The organism is Xanthomonas sp. LF07-6 (assembly GCF_034105445.1).
In the GTDB taxonomy this organism is placed as follows: Bacteria; Pseudomonadota; Gammaproteobacteria; order Xanthomonadales; family Xanthomonadaceae; genus Xanthomonas_A; species Xanthomonas_A sontii.
In genome coordinates this window covers 598,956-617,591 of sequence record NZ_JAXGGI010000002.1, presented here as the reverse complement: position 1 = coordinate 617,591, position 18,636 = coordinate 598,956, and the positions used below count along the sequence as shown (strand labels likewise).

14 protein-coding genes are annotated in these 18,636 nt (G+C 70.5%); 9 read left to right on the top strand and 5 right to left on the bottom strand.

The features are described from left to right. The first annotated feature begins 10 nt into the window (after positions 1-10). From mrcB to tsaB, 4 genes are all read left to right on the top strand, one after another. A complete protein-coding gene (mrcB, locus tag SLW56_RS07175; protein WP_320694562.1) occupies positions 11-2,443 on the top strand; it encodes a penicillin-binding protein 1B in 2,433 nt (810 codons plus the stop codon). A 23-nt stretch (positions 2,444-2,466) separates the two neighbouring features. After that, positions 2,467-2,988: a tetratricopeptide repeat protein gene (locus SLW56_RS07170; protein WP_010343249.1), complete on the top strand. Its 522-nt coding sequence runs from the start codon at positions 2,467-2,469 to the stop codon at positions 2,986-2,988. A 162-nt stretch (positions 2,989-3,150) separates the two neighbouring features. Further along, positions 3,151-5,160, top strand: coding sequence for an ATP-dependent DNA helicase (locus tag SLW56_RS07165; RefSeq protein WP_320694561.1), 2,010 nt, complete (start codon positions 3,151-3,153; stop codon positions 5,158-5,160). Between the two features lie 60 nt (positions 5,161-5,220). After that, on the top strand, positions 5,221-5,925 hold the full coding sequence (tsaB, locus tag SLW56_RS07160) for a tRNA (adenosine(37)-N6)-threonylcarbamoyltransferase complex dimerization subunit type 1 TsaB (RefSeq protein ID WP_320694560.1): 705 nt from the start codon (positions 5,221-5,223) through the stop codon (positions 5,923-5,925). A gap of 25 nt (positions 5,926-5,950) precedes the next feature. Here the strand turns inward: tsaB and SLW56_RS07155 are convergent, their stop codons facing one another. Beyond that, complete coding sequence (locus SLW56_RS07155; protein WP_267083674.1) at positions 5,951-7,951, bottom strand: pyridoxamine 5'-phosphate oxidase family protein; 2,001 nt, start codon at positions 7,949-7,951, stop codon at positions 5,951-5,953. 30 nt (positions 7,952-7,981) lie between these two features. Further along, complete coding sequence (locus tag SLW56_RS07150; RefSeq protein ID WP_152236005.1) at positions 7,982-8,641, bottom strand: glutathione S-transferase; 660 nt, start codon at positions 8,639-8,641, stop codon at positions 7,982-7,984. Between the two features lie 126 nt (positions 8,642-8,767). Between SLW56_RS07150 and SLW56_RS07145 the strand changes: the two genes are divergently transcribed. Beyond that, complete coding sequence (locus tag SLW56_RS07145) at positions 8,768-9,748, top strand: LysR family transcriptional regulator (protein ID WP_017914511.1); 981 nt, start codon at positions 8,768-8,770, stop codon at positions 9,746-9,748. A 26-nt stretch (positions 9,749-9,774) separates the two neighbouring features. Here SLW56_RS07145 and SLW56_RS07140 read toward each other — a convergent pair whose 3' ends face one another. The 3 genes from SLW56_RS07140 to gshB all read right to left on the bottom strand — a co-directional run bounded on the left by SLW56_RS07140 (position 9,775) and on the right by gshB (position 14,991). Then, positions 9,775-12,774 (bottom strand): TonB-dependent receptor, encoded by a 3,000-nt coding sequence (locus SLW56_RS07140; RefSeq protein ID WP_295964584.1) that lies wholly within the window; start codon positions 12,772-12,774, stop codon positions 9,775-9,777. 388 nt (positions 12,775-13,162) lie between these two features. Further along, positions 13,163-14,044 carry an energy transducer TonB gene (locus SLW56_RS07135; RefSeq protein ID WP_017910261.1) on the bottom strand — a complete coding sequence of 294 codons (882 nt, stop codon included), beginning with the start codon at positions 14,042-14,044 and terminating at the stop codon, positions 13,163-13,165. Then, the gene (gshB, locus tag SLW56_RS07130) at positions 14,041-14,991 is read right to left on the bottom strand and encodes a glutathione synthase (protein WP_320694559.1); all 951 of its coding nucleotides are present in this window, start codon (positions 14,989-14,991) and stop codon (positions 14,041-14,043) included. The genes SLW56_RS07135 and gshB overlap by 4 nt, the downstream gene beginning before the upstream one ends. Before the next feature lie 242 nt (positions 14,992-15,233). Between gshB and pilG the strand changes: the two genes are divergently transcribed. Genes pilG through SLW56_RS07110 form a run of 4 tightly spaced genes read left to right on the top strand, consistent with a single transcriptional unit; the run spans position 15,234 to position 18,624 of the window. After that, a complete protein-coding gene (pilG, locus tag SLW56_RS07125) occupies positions 15,234-15,635 on the top strand; it encodes a twitching motility response regulator PilG (protein WP_003472648.1) in 402 nt (133 codons plus the stop codon). Positions 15,636-15,652: 17 nt separating this feature from the next. Continuing rightward, on the top strand, positions 15,653-16,015 hold the full coding sequence (locus SLW56_RS07120; RefSeq protein WP_026143267.1) for a response regulator: 363 nt from the start codon (positions 15,653-15,655) through the stop codon (positions 16,013-16,015). A gap of 1 nt (position 16,016) precedes the next feature. Beyond that, positions 16,017-16,547 (top strand): chemotaxis protein CheW, encoded by a 531-nt coding sequence (locus SLW56_RS07115; protein WP_017914762.1) that lies wholly within the window; start codon positions 16,017-16,019, stop codon positions 16,545-16,547. A gap of 40 nt (positions 16,548-16,587) precedes the next feature. Further along, a complete protein-coding gene (locus SLW56_RS07110) occupies positions 16,588-18,624 on the top strand; it encodes a methyl-accepting chemotaxis protein (RefSeq protein WP_017910265.1) in 2,037 nt (678 codons plus the stop codon). Positions 18,625-18,636: the final 12 nt, after the last annotated feature.

Below are 18,636 nucleotides of genomic sequence, written 5' to 3'. Positions count from 1 at the left end.
TCGCATTCCCGTGCCCCGACGCTACGACGATCACGACACCGACGATCAGGACGACGCCCTGGACAGCCCCGCCGCCGTATGGCGCAGGCGCCTGCTCACCTGGGGCCTGGCCGCCGCCGCACTCGGCCTGGGCTTCCTGATTCCGTACACGGTCTATCTGAACAAGCAGGTCACCCAGCGGTTCGGCGAACTGCGCTGGCAGATCCCCACTCGTGTCTACGCGCGGCCGCTGGTGCTGGCGCCGGACACGGCGATGGACCCGCAGACGCTGAAGACCGAACTCGATGCGGCCAGCTACCGCGCCGATGCCGGCGCCGAGCGCCCCGGCAGCTACCAGCAGGACGGCAGCCGCTTCACCATCGCCAGCCGCGGCTACGTCGATGTCGACGGGCGGGTCGCGCCGCGGCGCATCGAGGTGGGCCTGGCCGGCGGGCGCGTGGTGGCGCTGCGCGATGCGCAGACGCGCAAGGCGCTCAAGGCCGCGCGGCTGGATCCGGCGCGCATCGCCACGCTGTACGGGCAGAAGCAGGAAGAGCGGCGCCTGGTGCGCGTGGACGAGGTGCCGGAACTGCTGGTCACCGGCTTGCAGGCGGTCGAGGACCGCGACTTCAATTCGCACCACGGCATCGACCTCAGCGGCATGGTCCGCGCGGCCTGGGTGATGGTGCGCTCCGGCGGCAAGAGCCGGCAGGGCGCCAGCACCTTGACCCAGCAGCTGGCGCGCAGCGGCCTGCTCGGCATCGGCAAGGAACAGACCGTCACCCGCAAGTTCAACGAGATCCTGTACGCGCTGATCATGGAGGCGCGCTACGACAAGCGCACCATCCTCGAGGCGTATCTGAACCAGGTGTACCTGGGCCAGCGCGGCAGCCAGGCGGTGCATGGTGTCGCGTCTGGTGCGGAGTTCTGGTTCGGCCGCGAACTCGATGCGCTGGCGCCGGAGCAGGTGGCGCTGCTGATCGGCCTGGTCAAGGGGCCGTCCTACTACGACCCGCGGCGCTATCCCGAGCGCGCGCTGGACCGGCGCAACTTCGTGCTCGGCAAGCTGCGCGAGAGCGAGCTGATCGACGAACCCACCTACCGCAAGGCGCTGGCCGCGCCGCTGGGCGTGCCGGCCGAACCCGGCCTGGTCGCGGCCAACCGGTTCCCCGCCTATGTCGACCTGGTGCGGCGCCAGCTGGCGCGCGATTACCCCGAAAGCGCGCTGCAGGGCGCCGGCCTGAGCGTGCTCACCGGCATGTCGCCGTCGGCGCAGGCCTATGCCGAGGGCGCGGTGACGCGCACCATCACCGCGCTGGAGACCAACAAGAAGCGCCCGCCGCTGCAGGCCGGCCTGGTGCTCACCGACACCCACAACGGCGAGGTGCTGGCGGTGGTCGGCAGCCGCGACGTGGCCCAACCCGGTTTCAATCGCGCGATCGAGGCGCAGCGCCAGGTCGGCTCGCTGCTCAAGCCGTTCGTGTACCTGTTGGCGCTGGCGCAGCCGGACCGCTACTCGCTGGCCAGCTGGGTCGACGACACCCCGGTCACCGTGCAGCTGGGCCGCGGCCGCACCTGGAGCCCGGGCAATTCCGATGGCCGCAGCCACGGCACGGTGCGCGTGGTCGATGCGCTGGCGCACTCCTACAACCAGGCCACGGTGCGCATCGGCATGCAGGTCGGGCCGGAGCGCGTGGCGCAACTGGTGAAGGTGCTGGCCGGCATCGAGGCCGAGGTCAATCCCTCGCTGATCCTCGGCGCGACCGACCAGAGCCCGTACGCGATGGCGCAGCTGTACCAGTTCCTGGCCTCCGGTGGCGAAATCCAGCCGCTGCATGCGGTGCGCGGCGTGCTCGATCCGCAGGGCAAGCTGCTCAAGCGCTACGACAAGACCCCGGCGCCGGCGCAGGAGGGCGACTCCATCGCCGCCAACCTGGTGGGCATGGCGCTGCAGCAGGTGGTCAGCAACGGCACCGCGCGGCAACTGCTCAGCGATGGGTTGGGCAAGCTGTCGCCGGCCGGCAAGACCGGTACCAGCAACGATGGCGTGGACAGCTGGTATGCCGGCTACACCGGCGACCACCTGGCGGTGATCTGGATCGGCAACGACCAGAACAAGCAGACCGGCCTGTACGGCGCCACCGGTGCGATGCGGGTGTGGTCGGGCATCTTCTCGCGGCTGCCGAGCGCGCCGCTGCAGGTGCAGGGCAAGGGCATCGACTGGCAGTGGATGGACCCGGTGGGGTACAACAGCACCGACTCGAGCTGCCCCGGCGCGCGCCAGTTCCCGTTCGTGGTCGGCTTCGTGCCGGCGTATGCCGCGTGCACGCCGCCGCAGGCGCTGCCGGAAGACGCCGCGCCCGCCGAGGGCGAACACCAGGGCGGCGGCTGGCGCAGCTGGTTCGGCCTGGACAAGAAGAAAGACCCGCCTGCCGACGCGGCCGCGCCGCCGCCGGCGCATTGATTCCCGGATCCCGGATACCGCTCATGACCCCACGTCTTCCCGCCATCGCCGCCCTCAGCCTGCTGCTCGCCTCCTGCGTCAGCGCACCGCCGCCGCCGCCCCCGGCCGCACCGGTGGACACCACCACGCCGGCGCAGCGCATCGCCGCGATCGACGCCAGCGGCGGCGCCGACGACACCGAACTGAGCGTGCAGCCGCTGCGCGATCCGGAAGTGGAGGATCTGCGCGAGAGCGCCAAGCGCAAGCGCAGCGCCGGCGACCTGGCCGGTGCCGCCGCAGCCCTGGACCAGGCGCTGAAGCTGGTGCCGGACGACCCGGCGCTGCTGCAGGACCGCGCCGAAGTGGCGCTGCTGCAGAAGGACGACGCCCAGGCCGAAGCCTTCGCCAAGCGCGCCATCGACCTGGGCTCGCAGACCGGCCCGCTGTGCCGCCGCCACTGGGCGACCATCGAACAGGCGCGCCTGGCCCGCGGGCAGAAGGAAAACGCAGCCTCGGCGCACGCGCAGATCGCCGGGTGCACGGTGCCGGGGATCAAGAGGTACTGAGGGCCGGGAATGGGGAGTCGGGAATGGGGAATGGGTAAAAGCTGCGTTTCTGGCGGCTCGTCACGCTGGCCGCGCTCGGTCTTCCCGCTCTGCCGGCGGCAGTCACAGTGAGCGGGTAGCGCTGCTGCTCTAACCATTCCCCATTCCCGACCCCCCGTTCCCATGTCGTTAGCTCACGCAAGCACCGAAGCCCTCAGCGAAGGCGGGGCGCTTGCGCGTCAGCTCGATGCGTTCGTGCCGCGGCCGGCGCAGTTGCGGTTGACCGCGGCGATCGCCGAGGCGTTCGAGCAGCGCGACGTGCTGCTGGCCGAGGCCGGCACCGGCACCGGCAAGACCTATGCGTATCTGGTGCCGGCGCTGCTGTCGGGGCTGAAGACCATCGTCTCCACCGGGACGCGCGCGCTGCAGGATCAGCTCTACCACCGCGATCTGCCGCGGGTGCGGGCGGCGCTGGGCGTGGGCCTGAGCAGTGCGCTGCTGAAGGGACGCGCCAACTATCTGTGCAAATACCGCCTGCAGCAGGCGCGCGGCGAGCCGCGCTTCACCGCGCGCGAGCAGGTCGCGCAGTTCCAGCGCATCGTCGCCTGGAGCGGACGCACCCGCTTCGGCGACATCGCCGAGCTGGACGCGCTGGCCGACGATTCGCCGCTGCTGCCGCTGGTCACCTCCACCGTCGACAACTGCCTGGGCACCGAATGCCCGTTCTGGGGCGAGTGCTTCGTGGTGCAGGCGCGGCAGCGCGCGCAGGCCGCCGACCTGGTGGTGGTCAACCACCACCTGCTGCTGGCCGATCTGGCGCTGAAGCAGGAAGGCTTCGGCGAGATCCTGCCCGGCGCGCAGGCCTTCGTGATCGACGAGGCGCACCAGTTGCCGGAGCTGGCGGCGAACTTCTTCGGCGAAGGCTTCGGCATGCGCCCGCTGCAGGAACTGGCGCGCGACTGCGTGGCCGAGAGTCGCAATGTCGCCGGCGCGCTGGCCAGCCTGCAGGCGCCGGCGCAGGCGCTGGAACAGACCCTGCGCGAATTGCGCGCGGCGATGGAGGGGCTGCCGGCGCGCGGCACGCAATGGCGGCTGTTGGCCAAGCCGCAGGTGCGCGACGGTTTTGACGCGCTGCTGGCCGATCTGGCGCGGCTGCAGGAGCCGCTGGCGGTGCTGCGCGAGGCTTCGCCCGGCTTCGACGCCTGCGCGGCGCGCGCGCGCGAGCTGCGCACGCGGCTGGGCCGCTGGCTCGGCGAGGATGCGCCGATTCCGGATTTCGAGGCCGAGCCGGAAGCGGACGCGCCGTCCAACGACGTGCTGTGGTACGAACTGACCCCGCGCGGCTTCCGCTGCCAGCGCACGCCGCTGGACGTGTCCGGGCCGCTGCGCGCGCACCGCGAGGCCTCGCGCGCGGCCTGGGTGTTCACCTCGGCGACGCTGGCGGTGAAGGGCGAGTTCGAGCACATCGCCACCCGCCTGGGCCTGAGCGACCCGATGACCTTGCTGCAGCCGAGCCCGTTCGACTGGGCGCGGCAGGCGCTGTGCTACCTGCCGGCGCTGCCCGACCCCGCCGCGCGTGGCTTCGGCACCGCATTGATCGCCGCGTTGCAGCCGGTGCTGGAGGCCTCGCAGGGCCGCGCCTTCCTGCTGTTCGCCTCGCACCGCGCGCTGCGCGAGGCGGCCGAGGCGCTGCGCGACGGGCCCTGGCCGCTGTTCGTGCAGGGCGAGGCGCCGCGCGCGACCTTGCTCGAGCGCTTCCGCGCCTCCGGCAACGGCGTGCTGCTCGGCTCGGCCAGTTTCCGCGAGGGCGTGGACGTGGTCGGCGATGCGCTGAGCGTGGTGGTGATCGACAAGCTGCCGTTCGCCGCGCCCGACGATCCGGTGTTCGAAGCACGCCTGGAGGCGATCCGCCACGACGGCGGCAATCCGTTCCGCGAGGAGCAGTTGCCGCAGGCGGTGATCGCGCTGAAGCAGGGCGTGGGCCGGCTGATCCGCAGCGAGCGCGACCGCGGCGTGCTGGTGCTGTGCGACCCGCGCCTGCTCTCCAAGTCCTATGGCCGCACCTTCCTGGAGTCGCTGCCGCCGTTCGCCCGCACCCGCGACGTGGAGGACGTGCGCCAGTTCTTCGCCGCCGAGGCCCCGGCGCTGGGCGATAATCCCGAGGCCGCGACGCCACCGGCCACGTCAAACTAGCCGACGCGCCGCCTTTGCTTTTCCGATTCCCCAATCCCCATTCCCGATTCCCAGCCTCCAATGAATCTGCTCGCCTTCGAAACCTCCACCGAAGCCTGCTCCGTCGCCGTGCTGGTCGGCGACCGCGTGCTGGAGCGCTTCGACCTGGCGCCGCGGCGGCACGCCGAACTGGCGCTGCCCTGGGCCGAGCAATTGCTCGCCGAGGTCGGCATCGGCCGCCGCCAGCTCGATGCGGTGGCCTTCGGCCGTGGCCCCGGCGCGTTCACCGGCGTGCGCCTGGCGATCGCGGTCGCGCAGGGCATCGCCCTGGCCCTGGACCTGCCGGTGCTGCCGGTGTCCACGCTGCAGGTGCTGGCGCTGCGCGCGCCGGCCGACGCGCCGCGGGTGCTGGCGGCGATCGATGCGCGCATGGGCGAGGTCTACACCGCGGCGTACGCGCGGCAGGCCGACGGCGGCCTGCAGGCGCTGACCCCGGAGCAGGTGCTGAGTCCGGAAGCCTTCGTGTTGCCGGAGCCGGATGCGGCCTGGGCTGCGGTCGGCACCGGGCTGGCGGCGGTCGATGGCACCTTGCAGCGCCGCTTCGGCGCGCACTGGCGCAGCGCCGATGCGCAGGCGCTGCCGCATGCCGCCGACGTGCTGACCCTGGCCGCGGCTGCGTACGCGCGCGGCGAAGGGATCGCGCCGGAACGCGCCGAACCGGCCTACCTGCGCGACAACGTCGCCCTGACCCTGGCCGAGCAGCAGGCGCAGCGGGCCGCACGGTGAGTGCGTGCGGCGTGCCGTCGGCGCGTCAGCGGTCGAGTACCAGCGGCGTGGCGCTTTCGTGCGCAGGCCTGGCGACGCACAGCAGCGCACAGCCTGGTTCGATCTGGGTGTCGGGCGGACGCAGGTAATGCACTGCGCCGGACAGCACGCGCGTCGCGCAGGTGCCGCAGGAACCGTAGCGGCAATCGGAGGGCGCAGCGATCCGCTGCGCTTCTGCCAGCTCCAGTAACGTGCCGGCGTCCGGGGTCCAGACCGCCTCGCGTCCCGAGCGCTGGAACCGCACGCGCACCCGTGGCGCATCTGCGGGCGCTGCCGGGTTCGTATCGCGGACGAGGCTCGATGGGCCGAATGCCTCGAAGCGGATGCGCGCGTCCGCCACGTTCAGCGCGCGCAATCCACGGTACATATCGCGCATGAAGTCTGGCGGTCCGCACAGGTAGAAGTCGTAATCGTCGAATGCCAGGATCCGCTGCAACCGCGCGATGCCGATGCGGCCGGCGCCGTGGCCGGCCGCTCGGCTGTCCAGGCAATGCAGCGACAGCCGCGCGTCGGCCGTGGCGAGCCGTGCCAGTGTGGCGGCGAACGGACGATCGGCGGCCTCGCGGGCGCCGTGCACGAAGATCAACCGCCGCCGCGAGGCGGTGTCGGCCAGCGCCTGGCGCAGCATCGCCAGCATCGGCGCGATGCCGATCCCGGCCGAGACGAACACCACCGGCCGCGGGCTGGCGGCATCGAAGACGAAATCGCCGCGCGGCATCTGCGCGTCCAGCGTCGTGCCGACCTGCGCATGGTCGTGCAGCCAGGCCGATGCCCGGCCCTGCCGTTTCACGGTGATCCGGTAGAGCGCGCCACCCGGCGCGTCGGACAGCGTGTAGTTGCGCACCGTCGGCGCGGCATTGCCGCAGATCGGGAAACGCAGCGTAAGGTGTTGGCCGGCTGCGTACGACGGCAGCGCGCCGCCGTCCTCGGCGGCGAAATGGAACGAGCGGATGGCACGCGCTTCGTCGACGATCCGCACGATCCGCAGCGGCCGCCAGGCGCGTTCGGCGGCAGGCGTCGACGCCGCGGCGAACTGCGCTGGGCGCTGCACCGCCGACCAGCGCCACGGCAACACGGCGCGCGTGTGGCGCACTTCGCGGAGATGGAAGCGCACCACGCGCTGCGCGCCCGCGAACGTCGCCAGTAGCGGCCCGTCCCAGACGATCTCCGCGCGGGCGGCCAGGTACAGCAGGTCGCCGCGTTCGAAGTCGATGAACAGCAGCCCCGCGCGCGGATCGTGCAACAGGTTGCCGAGCGTATTGAAGTAGCGGTTGCCGCTGAAATCCGGCGTGGTCAGGGTGCGCGCATCGTCGACGCGCACGAAGCCGGGCAGGCCGCCGCGGTGCGACACGTCCGCGCCGCGCGCGGCGCCGGCATCCTCCGAGGTGTTCGCGCTGGCGATGAAGAAGGTATCGCAGCGCGCGAGCAGCGCGCATTGCGTATCGCTCAGACGCGCCGACACGGCAGTCGCGGTATGCGCGTGGACCTCGCCTGCGGCGAACGTCGGGCTGCGGCTGTTGATGTACTGCGGGCAGTTACCGAAGCTCTGCTCCACCGCGACCGTCAGCGTGTCGCCATCGACTGCGCTGACGCTGCCGTTGACGCGATTGCGTCGTCGCGTTTCGAGCGCGATGCCCAGGCCGCCGAACGGCGCGCCCGGCCGCCAGGTGCCGGCCAGCGGGTCGCCGGGCAGGGGCGGCGCGGCGATGCGCAGCGTGCGCGGGTCCGGTGTGCTCAGGAAGCCGGGCTGGCCCACGCGCAGCGTCGCCCACGGCTGCCCGTGCGCGTCGCTGCCGGCGAGTACGAACAGCGGCAGTTGCGCGAAGAAGTCCCGATGCTGTTCGGGCATGCAGCGGCGGATGCTGCGCCGCCCGGCCGCCGCCGCGACCGCGCTGGCCCCGGCCCGCTGCTGGACGGCAAGTTCGCCGGGGTGGAACGGCGAGGTCTCCAGATCCCAGCCGGCGACGCCAGCGGTCGGCGCGTTCATTGCGGTCTGCGTGCCGTCGGCCGGCAGCGCTCAGCCGGCCGACGCGCCGGGCGGCAGCGCCGGCAAGGCGACGAATCCCGGCAAGGCTTCGATCCGGGCAAGCCACGCCCGCACTTGCGGGTAAGGTTCGAGCGCGATTCCGCCTTCTGGCGCATGCGCGATGTAGGTGTAGCCGGCGATGTCGGCGATGGTCGGTTGCGCGCCGGCGGCGAACGGCGTGTCGGCCAATTCCTGGTCGATCGCATCGAGCAACCGGGTCGCCGTACGCCTGGCCGCCGCCAGGTCGAGCGGCATCCCGAATGCGGTCGCCAGCCGCGCCGCGGCGGGCCCGTAGGCGATCGGCCCGGCCGCGTACGACAACCAGCGCTGCACGGTCGCTGCGCCGAGCGGCTCGTCCGGCAGCCATTGCGGATGGCCGTAGCGTTTGGCCAGATAGACCAGGATCGCGTTGGAATCGGCGAGCACCCTGCCGCTGTCGTCGATCACCGGTATCTGTCCGAGCGGATTCAGCGCCAGGAACGCCGGTTGCCGTTGCGCGCCGGCGGCGAGATCCACATCGATGGTCTCGAACGGCAGTCCGAGCAGCGACAGGAACAGGCGCACCCGGTGCGCGTGTCCGGACAGGGGCGCGGAATAGACCCGGATCGGAGCGGCGGGACGATCGGTGCCGCGAGGACTGAGGGTGGACATGGAACGGCTCCGCAATCGTGCATCGCCGGGGATCGGCGACGATCGGCTGCAGCCTAGCGCTGGCCGCGGCCGGCAAGAAGACGGACAATGCGAGAAACATTATCCTTTCCGGAAGGACAATCGGGCATGGCCGACCTGCGCGACGTCAACCTGAATCGTCTGGCGATCTTCGTCGCAGTGGTCGAGGCCGGCTCGCTGACTGCCGCGGCCGAGCGGCTCGGCTTGGCCAAGACGGTGGTCAGCACGCACATGCAGCGCCTGGAATCGGAGGTCGGCGCGAACCTGCTGGTGCGCACGACGCGACGGCTGAGCGTGACCGACGCCGGACGCGGGTTCTACGAGGCGTGCCGCGACATCGTGCGCGCGGCCGAGCATGCGCTGCAGACGGTGTCTCCCGACGCCGGCCCGTTGCGTGGCGCGCTGCGGGTCAGCGTGCCGGTCGACTACGGCGCGCAGGTGGTGGCCCCGGCGGTGGTCGCTTTGCGCGACAGGCACCCCCGCCTCGATGTCGAACTGGTCGCGAACGATCGCATCGTCGATCTGGTCGCCGACAATCTCGATGTGGCGATCCGCATCGGCCGTCTCGCCGATTCGACCTACCGCGCGGTACGGCTCGGCAGCTATGCGGTGTGGCCGGTCGCCAGCCCGCAGTTCGTCGCGCGCCACGGGCTGCCGCGCGACCCGGCGGCGCTGGCTGCGCTCCCCTTCGTGCTGCTGTCCAGCATTGCCCGTCCGCGCACCCTGGAGCTGGTCAATGCGCGCGGCGACAGCGTCGCGGTGCGCTGCGTGCCGCACTTCGTCGCCAATACCGCGACCGGCTGCCGCGCGATCGTGCTGGCCGGTGGCGCGTTCGGCCTGCTGACGGATTTCTCCACCGCCGCCGACGTCGCCGCCGGCCGGCTGGTGCGTCTGTTGCCGGCGTGGCGTTCGGCATCGTTCGGCATCCATGCGGTATACCCGCCGACGCGGCTGCCATCGCCGAAGGTGCGCGCCTTCATCGATGCGATGAAGGCGCGGATCGCATCGATGCGCACCGAGGCGGAGGGCGGCACGGCGGCCGTTGCCGGTGCGGCGCCTGCACGTGCGCGGCGACGGCCAGCGCGCTGATCGCGCGCCGGTCGCCGTGCCGCCGATCAATAGTCGTAGCTGACGCTCAACCGCAGCGACCGCGGCGCCTGGCGCAGCAGGGCCGCGCCATACACCGGGTCCGCCTTACCTGGGTCCGACTCCGAGTACGGATACTTCCACAGCGTGGCCTGGCCGTTGAAGACGTTGAACACGTCCAGGGTGAAGGCCAGTTTGCGGTCGGCGTAGGCCGGCCGCCACGACACGCCGAGATCCAGTTGCTGCAGCCACGGCAGGCGGCCCTGGCTGCCCGGAGGCGCTGGCTGGCCCTGGTAGTAGTGATAGGCGATGCCGTAGCCGGAAGGGTCGCTGTGGTCGGGGCCGTAGGAGCCCAGCGCACTGAACGGCGAACCGGAGATCAGCTTGAGGTTGGCCGACACCAGCCATGCGGGGTTGAGCTGGTAGTAGCCGTAGAACTTGAACTGATGGGTGTGGTCGTTGCTCTGCGGGCCGTTGGTGTGCTCCATCAGCTGCGCGAAGTCCCAGGCCTGGGTGGTGGACACCGCGGTCTGGCCGATGCCCGACAGCAACTGGCCCTCGGTGGTGCCGTAGCTGCGCGACCAGGTGTAGTCGAGGCGGCCGTACCAGCGCTGGTCGAACGGATGCTCCAGCGACAGGTTGAGTCCGTAGTAGTTGCGCTTGAACGCCGGGAAGCCGAACTGCGCGTTGCTCAGCGGCACCTTGACGTAGTTGCCCGAGGTGTCGACCAGGGTGAAGGTGTTGGCCCGGCCCGGGTTGATCAGCCAGCAGCTGACCGGATTGCTGGCCAGGGTCACCGTGTGTCCTTGCGCCGCGGCGGCGGCGAACACGGTATCGCTGTCGCAGTAGTCGTCCACGCCGCTGCGCAGGACGCGGTAGGTGCCCTTGGCGCCGTAGACCCAGCTGTCGCCCCAGGCCTTGGTGAAGCCGAGGATGAACTCGTCCTGGAACGAGGGCTTGATGCCCTGCGTGGCGACGGTCTTGGGGTCGGGCAGGATGCCGTAGTTGTTGTTGGACGAGACCGCACCGGAGATCTGGGTCAGGCCGGTCGGGTAGCCGTTGGCGTCGATGCCGCCATAGGTGTAGTAGGTCGAAGTGGCCAGGGTGGCGCCGGCGGCGTTGAACGCCGGGTTCAGCGGCAGCGCCAGGTAGTAGCGGCCGGCGTTGCCGTACACCTTGAAGCGCGCATCGCCGTCGACGTCCCAACTGAAACCCAGCCGCGGCGCCCATTGCCCGCTGGTCTGCTTGATGTACGGCGCGCCGTCGCGGTTGTAGTTGGTGAACTGGTCCAGGCGCAGGCCGAGGTTGAGCAGCAGCCGGTCGTTGACCTGCCAGTTGTCCTCCACGTACTGCGCGCGCTGCGCCGAGCGCACCGAGGCCAGCGCGCTGTAGATGTACTTGCGCACGTAGTAGCCGTCCTGGCCGTTGGGGTAGCCGCCGGTGGCGGGTACGCCGAGGCCGGTGTTGATCGGCACGTTGGGGTTGGCCTGGCCGTAGATCCAATAGTAGCCGTCGCCCGACGCCACCGAGCCGCGGTTGAGCGCGCGTGCGTTCTGGTTGTCGATGCCGATGGTGATGCTGTGCGCGCCGATGGCGTAGTTCAGGTCCAGGCGCAGGTTGTCGGTGCGGTTGCCGCGCGCCGGATCGACCAGCAACGCGGTGGTCTGCGCATTGGTGATCGGGGTGCCGCCGGTGTAGGCCGGGTTCTGGAAGCCGGGGCTGGAGAGATAGGTCAGCGTGCCGTTGTAGTTGGGGTTGCGGCTGTAGTCGTCGGTACGCTGCTGGCCGTAGAGGGCGCTGAAGGTCAGGCGGTCGGTGAGGTAGCCGGTGTACTTGGCGCTCCACAGGTCGCCGCCGGTCTTGGTGGTGTCGGCGTTGCCGCGCAGGGCGCCGATGTCGCGGCCGCTGTACTGGTAGTACTTGCCGCGGGTGACATAGCGGCTGGAGGCGCCGGTGATTTCCAGCAGCTGGCTGTCGCTGATGTTCCAGTCGAGCTTGGCGTACCAGCTCGGTCGGCGGTACTGGTAGTCGTAGTAGTACGGCCCCGGGGTGGTCTCGCGTGCGCCGTAGAAGCGATCGCCGTCCTGGCGTTGCAGTTCGTAGGCGCCGAAGAAGAACAGCCGGTCCTGGATCAGCGGGCCGCCGGCGTAGACGCTCTGGGTGCTGAGGGTGGAGCCGCTCTTGCTGTCCGGGCGGTACAGCGCGCCGTTGCCGGGCGCGTACACGTCCTTCTTTGCGGAGCGCAGGCCGTCCGGTTCCCAGGTCGCCTGGCCGCCGAAATGCCATTCGTTGCTGCCGCGCTTGCCCACGGCGTTGATCACGCCGCCGTCGGAGCGGCCGTACTTGGCGCTGTAGCCGCCGGTGTAGACCTCCAACTGGTCGATGCTGCCGTAGGGCAGGGTCAGTCCGCCCAGTCCGCGCAGCGGGTCGGTGGTGTTGAAGCCATTGATGTAATAGGCGTTCTCCGCGGCCGAAGAGCCGCCGAAGCTGAGCAGCTGCGCGCCGGTCGGGCCGATGTAGGTACCGCTGCCGCTGTTGCCGGCCACGCCGGGCGCCAGTTGCGCGATGGCCTCGGCCGAGCGGCCCAGGGGCAGGCGCTGCAGCTGTTCGGCATTGATCACGGTGCGCGAGTCCACGCTGCTCACGTCGATCGCGGCGGCGGCGCGGTCGGCGCTGACCTGGACGCCGGCCAGGCTGGTGGTGACGGGGCTGAAGGAGACGTCGGTGACGGCACCGACGGTGAGGCTGATGCCGTCGCGGCTGCCCAGCACGCTGCCGTCGGCGCCCTTGGCGATGATGGTGTAGGTGCCCAGCGGCAACTGGGCGATGCTGTAGCGGCCGCGCGCATCCACGGCGACCTCGCGGCTGAGGCCGCTGTCGCTGCGCACCAGGATGCGCTGGGTATCGGCGGGCGCCTGACCGGCGACGGCGCCGGTGGTGGACTGGGCCTGGGCCGGCGGGAGGGCGAGGGCGGCACTCAGTGCCAGGGCGAGCAGGGCGGGCCTGCGGAGGGAGCGATGGTTGTGCATGCGGAAGGCGACTCGGGTGGTGGGGGCGGGGGGCCGCCGCGCCGACTCGAATCCGCCCGTCCTGGATGATGCGGTATGCGCGGTAACGTTCCCCCGCTCCATTAACCTTAATGGGACGCCATCACAGAAATGCCGCGTCGTTATGTCGGCGGCACCAATGGTTATGTCGGCCGTTGGACGTTGTGGGCGACCGGACCCTCACCCCAACCCCTCTCCCGATGGGAGAGGGGCCAGCGCTCTCCCTTCTCCCATCGGGAGAAGGTGCCCCGAAGGGGGCGGATGAGGGTACGGGCGAAGTCTCGAACTGTTGCGACCGGCAGGCGTTGTGGGCGGCCGGACCCTCACCCCAACCCCTCTCCCGGTGGGAGAGGGGCGATCTGCGTGCCGCTCAGCGGTCGTCGACCAGGCTGCCGCCGGGCAGGAACACCCAGGTGCGGGTCACCTGCAGGATGTCGACGTTGTCGTCGGTGCGCGGCAGCGGCGGGAACGGCTGCGCGAGTTGCACGATCCGCAGTGCGGCGGCGTCGAGCATCGGCACGCCGCTGGAGCGCAGGATGCGGCTGCTCTCCAGGCTGCCGTCGCGGCGCACGCCGACGCTGATCACCACCTGGCCGCCGAGCCGGCGCCGCCGCGCTTCGTCGGGATAGTTGAGGTTGCCGACGCGCTCGGCGCGGTCGACCCAGGCGCGCAGATAGTTGGCGTACGCGTATTCGCGGGTGCTGGCGGAGACGAACTTGCGGTTGGGGCGCTTGGCGTACTGCTCCGAGCGCAGGTGCACCTCGGCGGCCAGTCGCGCCATCTCGGCATCGCGCTGTTCGCGCTGCGCGTCCACCGGCCGCTGCGGGTCGTCGGTGCGCGGCTGGGTCTGCGCCACCGGCAGCGGCTGCTCGCCGCGCGCGCTGCTGACCACGCGCGGGGTCGGTTCCGGTGCGGCGGCCGCGGTCTGCGCACGCAACGCCTGCGGCGCCAACCCGTCCTGGCGTTGTGGCACCACGCCGGGCTGGCTGTCGCGCGGACGTTGCGGCGTGTCGTGGTCGCCGCCGCCCTGCTGGTTGGCCTGGGCCAGGAAGTCGGCCTGTTTCGGTGTCAGCGGTGTGCTGGTCTGGCTGAAGATCACGTCCAGCGTCGGCACCAACGGTGCGTCGTCGTCGATCGCGAAGCCCACGCCCAGGATCAGCAACCCGTGCACGATCAGCGACAGCACCAGGGTGGCGCTGAGCCGTTCGCGCTCGCCGATGCGCGGCGCGGGCGTCGCGGCGGCCGCGCTCATCGCGCCGGATAGGCCTCGATGGCGTCGAACAGCAGCCCGGCGATGTTGAGCCCGAACTGCGCGTCCAGCTCGCGCACGCAGGTGGGGCTGGTGACGTTGACCTCGGTGAGGTAGTCGCCGATCACGTCCAGGCCGACGAAGCGCATGCCGCGCCGTTTCATCTCCGGGCCGACCTGGGCGGCGATCCAGCGGTCGCGCTCGCTCAGCGGGCGGCCTTCGCCGCGGCCGCCGGCGGCCAGGTTGCCGCGGAACTCGTCGCCCTGCGGAATCCGCGCCAGGCAGTAGTCCACCGCCACGCCGTCGACCAGCAGGATGCGCTTGTCGCCGGCGCTGATGTCCGGGATGAAGCGCTGCGCCAGAGCCAGCTTGCGGCCGCCGTCGGTCAGCGTCTCCAGGATCACGTTGAGGTTGGGGTCGCCGGTGCCGCTGCGGAAGATCGACCGCCCGCCCATGCCGTCCAGCGGCTTCAGCACCGCCTGGCCATGCTCCAGCACGAAGGCCTTGAGCGTGGCGGCGTCGCGGCTGACCAGCGTCGGCGGACAGCACTGCGGGAACAGCAGGGCGGCCAGCTTCTCGTTGAAGTCGCGCAGGCCCTGCGGGTCGTTGACCACCTGCGCGCCGGCGCGCTGGGCCACGCTGAGCACGTGGGTGTCGTACAGGAACTCCGCATCGAACGGCGGATCCTTGCGCATCAGCACGACCTGGCCGGGACCGAAGGTCAGTTCGGCGAACGCGTCCAGCTCGAACCAGCCGGCCTTGTCGTCGCGCACCCGCAGCGGCGCGGCCTGGGCGGTTGCGCAGCCATCGCGCAGGGTCAACCCGCCGGGGCGCACGTAGTGCAGCCGGTGCCTGCGGCGCTGCGCTTCCAGCAGCATCGCGAAGGTCGTGTCTTTGGCGATCTTGATGCTGGCGATGGGGTCCATCACCACGATGACATCGAACGGCATGGGGGCACCTGAGAGACTGAGCAGAAGATGGTAGCGGGTCGGCGGGGGCGCCGCGCATCGGGGGTCGGGCGCGGCTGCGCGGTGTCGCACGTTATCCGCCAAACTGTGACATAGTTTGTGCTGTTACGTGGTTCAACGCAGACCGGCAGCGGCGGCCTTGACAGTCGCAGCGGGTCTTGGGATACATGGCGTTTCGCAGCGAAGCCGGATCCGATGAAGCGTCGCGCGCTTGGGGGCAAGTGATGAGTGAAAACACGACTGCGGGTGGGGAACTCGCAGGCTTGCGGGTCATGGTGATCGACGATTCGAAAACGATCCGTCGTACTGCCGAAACGTTGCTGAAGCGCGAAGGGTGCGAAGTGGTGACGGCGACCGACGGCTTCGAGGCGCTGGCCAAGATCGCCGACCAGCAGCCGCAGATCATCTTCGTGGACATCATGATGCCGCGGCTGGACGGCTATCAGACCTGCGCGCTGATCAAGGGCAACCAGCTGTTCAAGGCCACGCCGGTGATCATGCTGTCCTCCAAGGACGGCCTGTTCGACAAGGCGCGCGGGCGCATCGTCGGGTCCGAGCAGTACCTCACCAAACCCTTTACACGCGAAGAGCTGCTGGGCGCGATCCGTACATACGTCAACGCCTGACCAGGGGGAAAGGCAGCATGGCCCGTATCTTGTTGATCGAGGACTCACCGACCGACCGGGCGGTGTTCACGCAATGGCTGGAAAAAGCCGGGCACCAGGTGCTGTCCACCGACAACGCGGAGGACGGGATCAAGCTGGTACGCGAGCAGGCGCCGAACCTGGTGCTGATGGACGTGGTGCTGCCGGGGATGAGCGGCTTCCAGGCCACCCGCGCGCTGTCGCGCGACGAGGCCACCCGGCACATCCCGGTGCTGATCATCAGCACCAAGAGCATGGAGACCGACAAGGTCTGGGGCATGCGCCAGGGCGCCACCGACTACATCGTCAAGCCGCCGCGGGAAGACGAGCTGATCGCCCGCATCAATCAACTGGTGGGCTGACATGCGCTCGCCCTTCGACATCCTCGAGGCCTACGAGCGGCGCAGCCTGGCGCACGCCGTGCAGATGCCCGAACGCGCCTTCGACGACGACGTCTGGCGCGGGGTCGGCTACCGCGTCGGCAAGCGCCACCTGGTCTCGGATTTCCGCGAAGTGGTGGAGATCGTGCGCATGCCGCCGGTCACCCCGGTGCCGGGCGCGCAGCCGTGGCTGCTGGGCGTGGGCAACCTGCGCGGCAACCTGTTCCCGGTGGTCGACCTGAAGCAGTTCCTGGAAGGCGAGCGCACTGCGCTGCAGGAAGGCCAGCGCGTGCTGATCATGCGCCAGAGCGGCGGCGACGTGGCCCTGACCATCGACGAGCTGTTCGGCCAGCGCAGTTTCACCGAGACGCAGGCGGTGGAGCCGGGCGATCTGGCCCAGGGCCGCTACGCGCACTTCATCGACCGCGCCTTCCGCGGCGACGCCCAGGACTGGGGCGTGTTCTCGCTGTCGCTGCTGTCGCGCACTCCCGAATTCCGGCAAGCCGCCGCCTGAGCGCGCGCGCTGCCTCCGCATCGAAGACCGAGGTCGCATCATGAGTACTGCTCCGGACGCCCGCAAGGCCAGCAAGCTCGGCAGCGTGGGCACGAGTTTCTGGCTGGGCCTGCTGGCGTTGTCGCTGGTCGTGTTCGGCGCCAACACCGGCGTGGCCACCTGGCAGGGCAACCGCCTGGCCGGCGCCAGCACCGGCGCGGCCGACCTGCAGGTGCTGTCGCAACAGCTGGCCAACCAGGCCCGCGACGCAGTGTCCGGCAACGCCGAGACCTTCAAGCAGTTCAAGCAGACCAAGGCGAAGGTGGAGAGCACCGTCGCCGAACTCAACGCACGCTACGCCAACGAAGCCGGCGTGTCCGCGCCGCTGCAGACCCTCAACGGCACCTGGGCGCCGCTGGCCAAGAACGCGCAGCAGGTGGTGGACAGCGAACCGGCGGTGCTGGCGCTGGCCGGCAACGCCGACCGCTTCGTCGGCGGCGTACCGCAGCTGCAGGCGCAGTTGAACGAGGTGGTGCGCGCGATGACGGTCGGCGGCGCGCCCGCCGCGCAGATCTACAACACCCTGCAGCAGGTGGTGGTGGCCGGTACCATGGCCCGCCGCGTCACCGAAATGCGCGCCGGCGGCCGCGGCGCGGCCAGCGCCGGCGACGCGCTGGCGCGCGACGCGGTGGTGTTCGGGCAGATGCTCGAGGGCCTGCGCAACGGCAACGAGGAACTGGGCATCGCCCCAGTGCGCAACGCTGCCGCGCTGGCTGCACTGGAGCAGTCGCAGGCGCAGTGGGCGGAGATGAAGAAGGACCTGGACGCGCTGCAAGCCAGCTCGCGCAGCCTGTTCGCCGCGCAGTCCGCCGCCGCGGCGCTGACCGCCGGCTCGGGCAAGATGCTGGAGGACAGCAAGAAGCTGTTCGACGCGTTCTCCGCGTTCGGCTCGACCCGCGACACCCGCCTGTTCCCGAACTTCTGGCTGGGCGTGATCTCCGGCCTGCTGGCGCTGCTGTCGATCGTCGGCTTCGTCTGGACCACGGTGCGTAGCCGCAGCCGCGAGCAGGAAATCCGCCTGCAGACGCAGGTGGAATACAACAGCCGCAACCAGCAGGCGATCATGCGCCTGCTCGACGAAATCAGCTCGCTCGGCGAAGGCGACCTGACCGTCAAGGCCTCGGTCACCGAGGACATGACCGGCGCCATCGCCGACGCGATCAACTACGCCGTCGACGAACTGCGCCACCTGGTGACCACCATCAACGACACCTCGGCCAAGGTCGCCGTGTCCACCGAGGAAACCCAGGCCACCGCGCGCCAGCTGGCCGAGGCGGCGGGGCACCAGGCCGAGCAGATCGGCTCGGCTTCCGTGCGCATCAACGAAATCGCCGCCAGCATCGAGCAGGTCTCGCGCAACTCCACCGAGTCGGCGGAAGTGGCGCAGCGCTCGGTGGTGATCGCGGCCGAAGGCGCCGGCGTGGTCCGCGAGACCATCCAGGGCATGGACCAGATCCGCGACCAGATCCAGGAGACCTCCAAGCGCATCAAGCGCCTGGGCGAGTCGACCCAGGAGATCGGCTCGATCGTGGAACTGATCAACGACATTTCCGAGCAGACCAACATCCTGGCGCTCAACGCCGCGGTGCAGGCCGCCTCGGCCGGCGAGGCCGGCCGCGGTTTCGCGCTGGTCGCCGACGAAGTGCAGCGCCTGGCCGAACGTACCTCCGGCGCCACCCGCCGCATCGAAGGCCTGGTGCAGACCATTCAGGCCGATACCAACGAAGCGGTCAGCTCGATGGAGCAGACCACCTCCGAAGTGGTGTCCGGCGCGCGCCTGGCCGAGGACGCCGGCACCGCGCTGACCGAGATCGAACGCGTGTCCAACGCGCTCAACACCCTCATCAAGAACATCTCCATCGCCGCGCACCAGCAGTCGGCGGCGGCGATCGACATCACCCAGACGATGGACGTGATCCGGCAGATCACCGGACAGACCTCGCAAGGCGCGGGACAGACCGCCGAATCGATCGGCCGCCTGGCGCAACTGGCGGCGGACCTGCGGCGCTCGGTCGCCGACTTCAAGCTGCCGGCGTAAGCGGGCCGGAAC

Bases quoted from the DNA above. Each gene is read 5' to 3' on its own strand.
- SLW56_RS07170 (WP_010343249.1), top strand. From the start codon at position 2,467: ATGACCCCACGTCTTCCCGCCATCGCCGCCCTCAGCCTGCTGCTCGCC.
- SLW56_RS07165 (WP_320694561.1), top strand. From the start codon at position 3,151: ATGTCGTTAGCTCACGCAAGCACCGAAGCCCTCAGCGAAGGCGGGGCG.
- tsaB (WP_320694560.1), top strand. From the start codon at position 5,221: ATGAATCTGCTCGCCTTCGAAACCTCCACCGAAGCCTGCTCCGTCGCC.
- SLW56_RS07155 (WP_267083674.1), bottom strand. From the start codon at position 7,951: ATGAACGCGCCGACCGCTGGCGTCGCCGGCTGGGATCTGGAGACCTCG.
- SLW56_RS07150 (WP_152236005.1), bottom strand. From the start codon at position 8,641: ATGTCCACCCTCAGTCCTCGCGGCACCGATCGTCCCGCCGCTCCGATC.
- SLW56_RS07145 (WP_017914511.1), top strand. From the start codon at position 8,768: ATGGCCGACCTGCGCGACGTCAACCTGAATCGTCTGGCGATCTTCGTC.
- SLW56_RS07140 (WP_295964584.1), bottom strand. From the start codon at position 12,774: ATGCACAACCATCGCTCCCTCCGCAGGCCCGCCCTGCTCGCCCTGGCA.
- SLW56_RS07135 (WP_017910261.1), bottom strand. From the start codon at position 14,044: ATGAGCGCGGCCGCCGCGACGCCCGCGCCGCGCATCGGCGAGCGCGAA.
- gshB (WP_320694559.1), bottom strand. From the start codon at position 14,991: ATGCCGTTCGATGTCATCGTGGTGATGGACCCCATCGCCAGCATCAAG.
- pilG (WP_003472648.1), top strand. From the start codon at position 15,234: ATGAGTGAAAACACGACTGCGGGTGGGGAACTCGCAGGCTTGCGGGTC.
- SLW56_RS07120 (WP_026143267.1), top strand. From the start codon at position 15,653: ATGGCCCGTATCTTGTTGATCGAGGACTCACCGACCGACCGGGCGGTG.
- SLW56_RS07115 (WP_017914762.1), top strand. From the start codon at position 16,017: ATGCGCTCGCCCTTCGACATCCTCGAGGCCTACGAGCGGCGCAGCCTG.
- SLW56_RS07110 (WP_017910265.1), top strand. From the start codon at position 16,588: ATGAGTACTGCTCCGGACGCCCGCAAGGCCAGCAAGCTCGGCAGCGTG.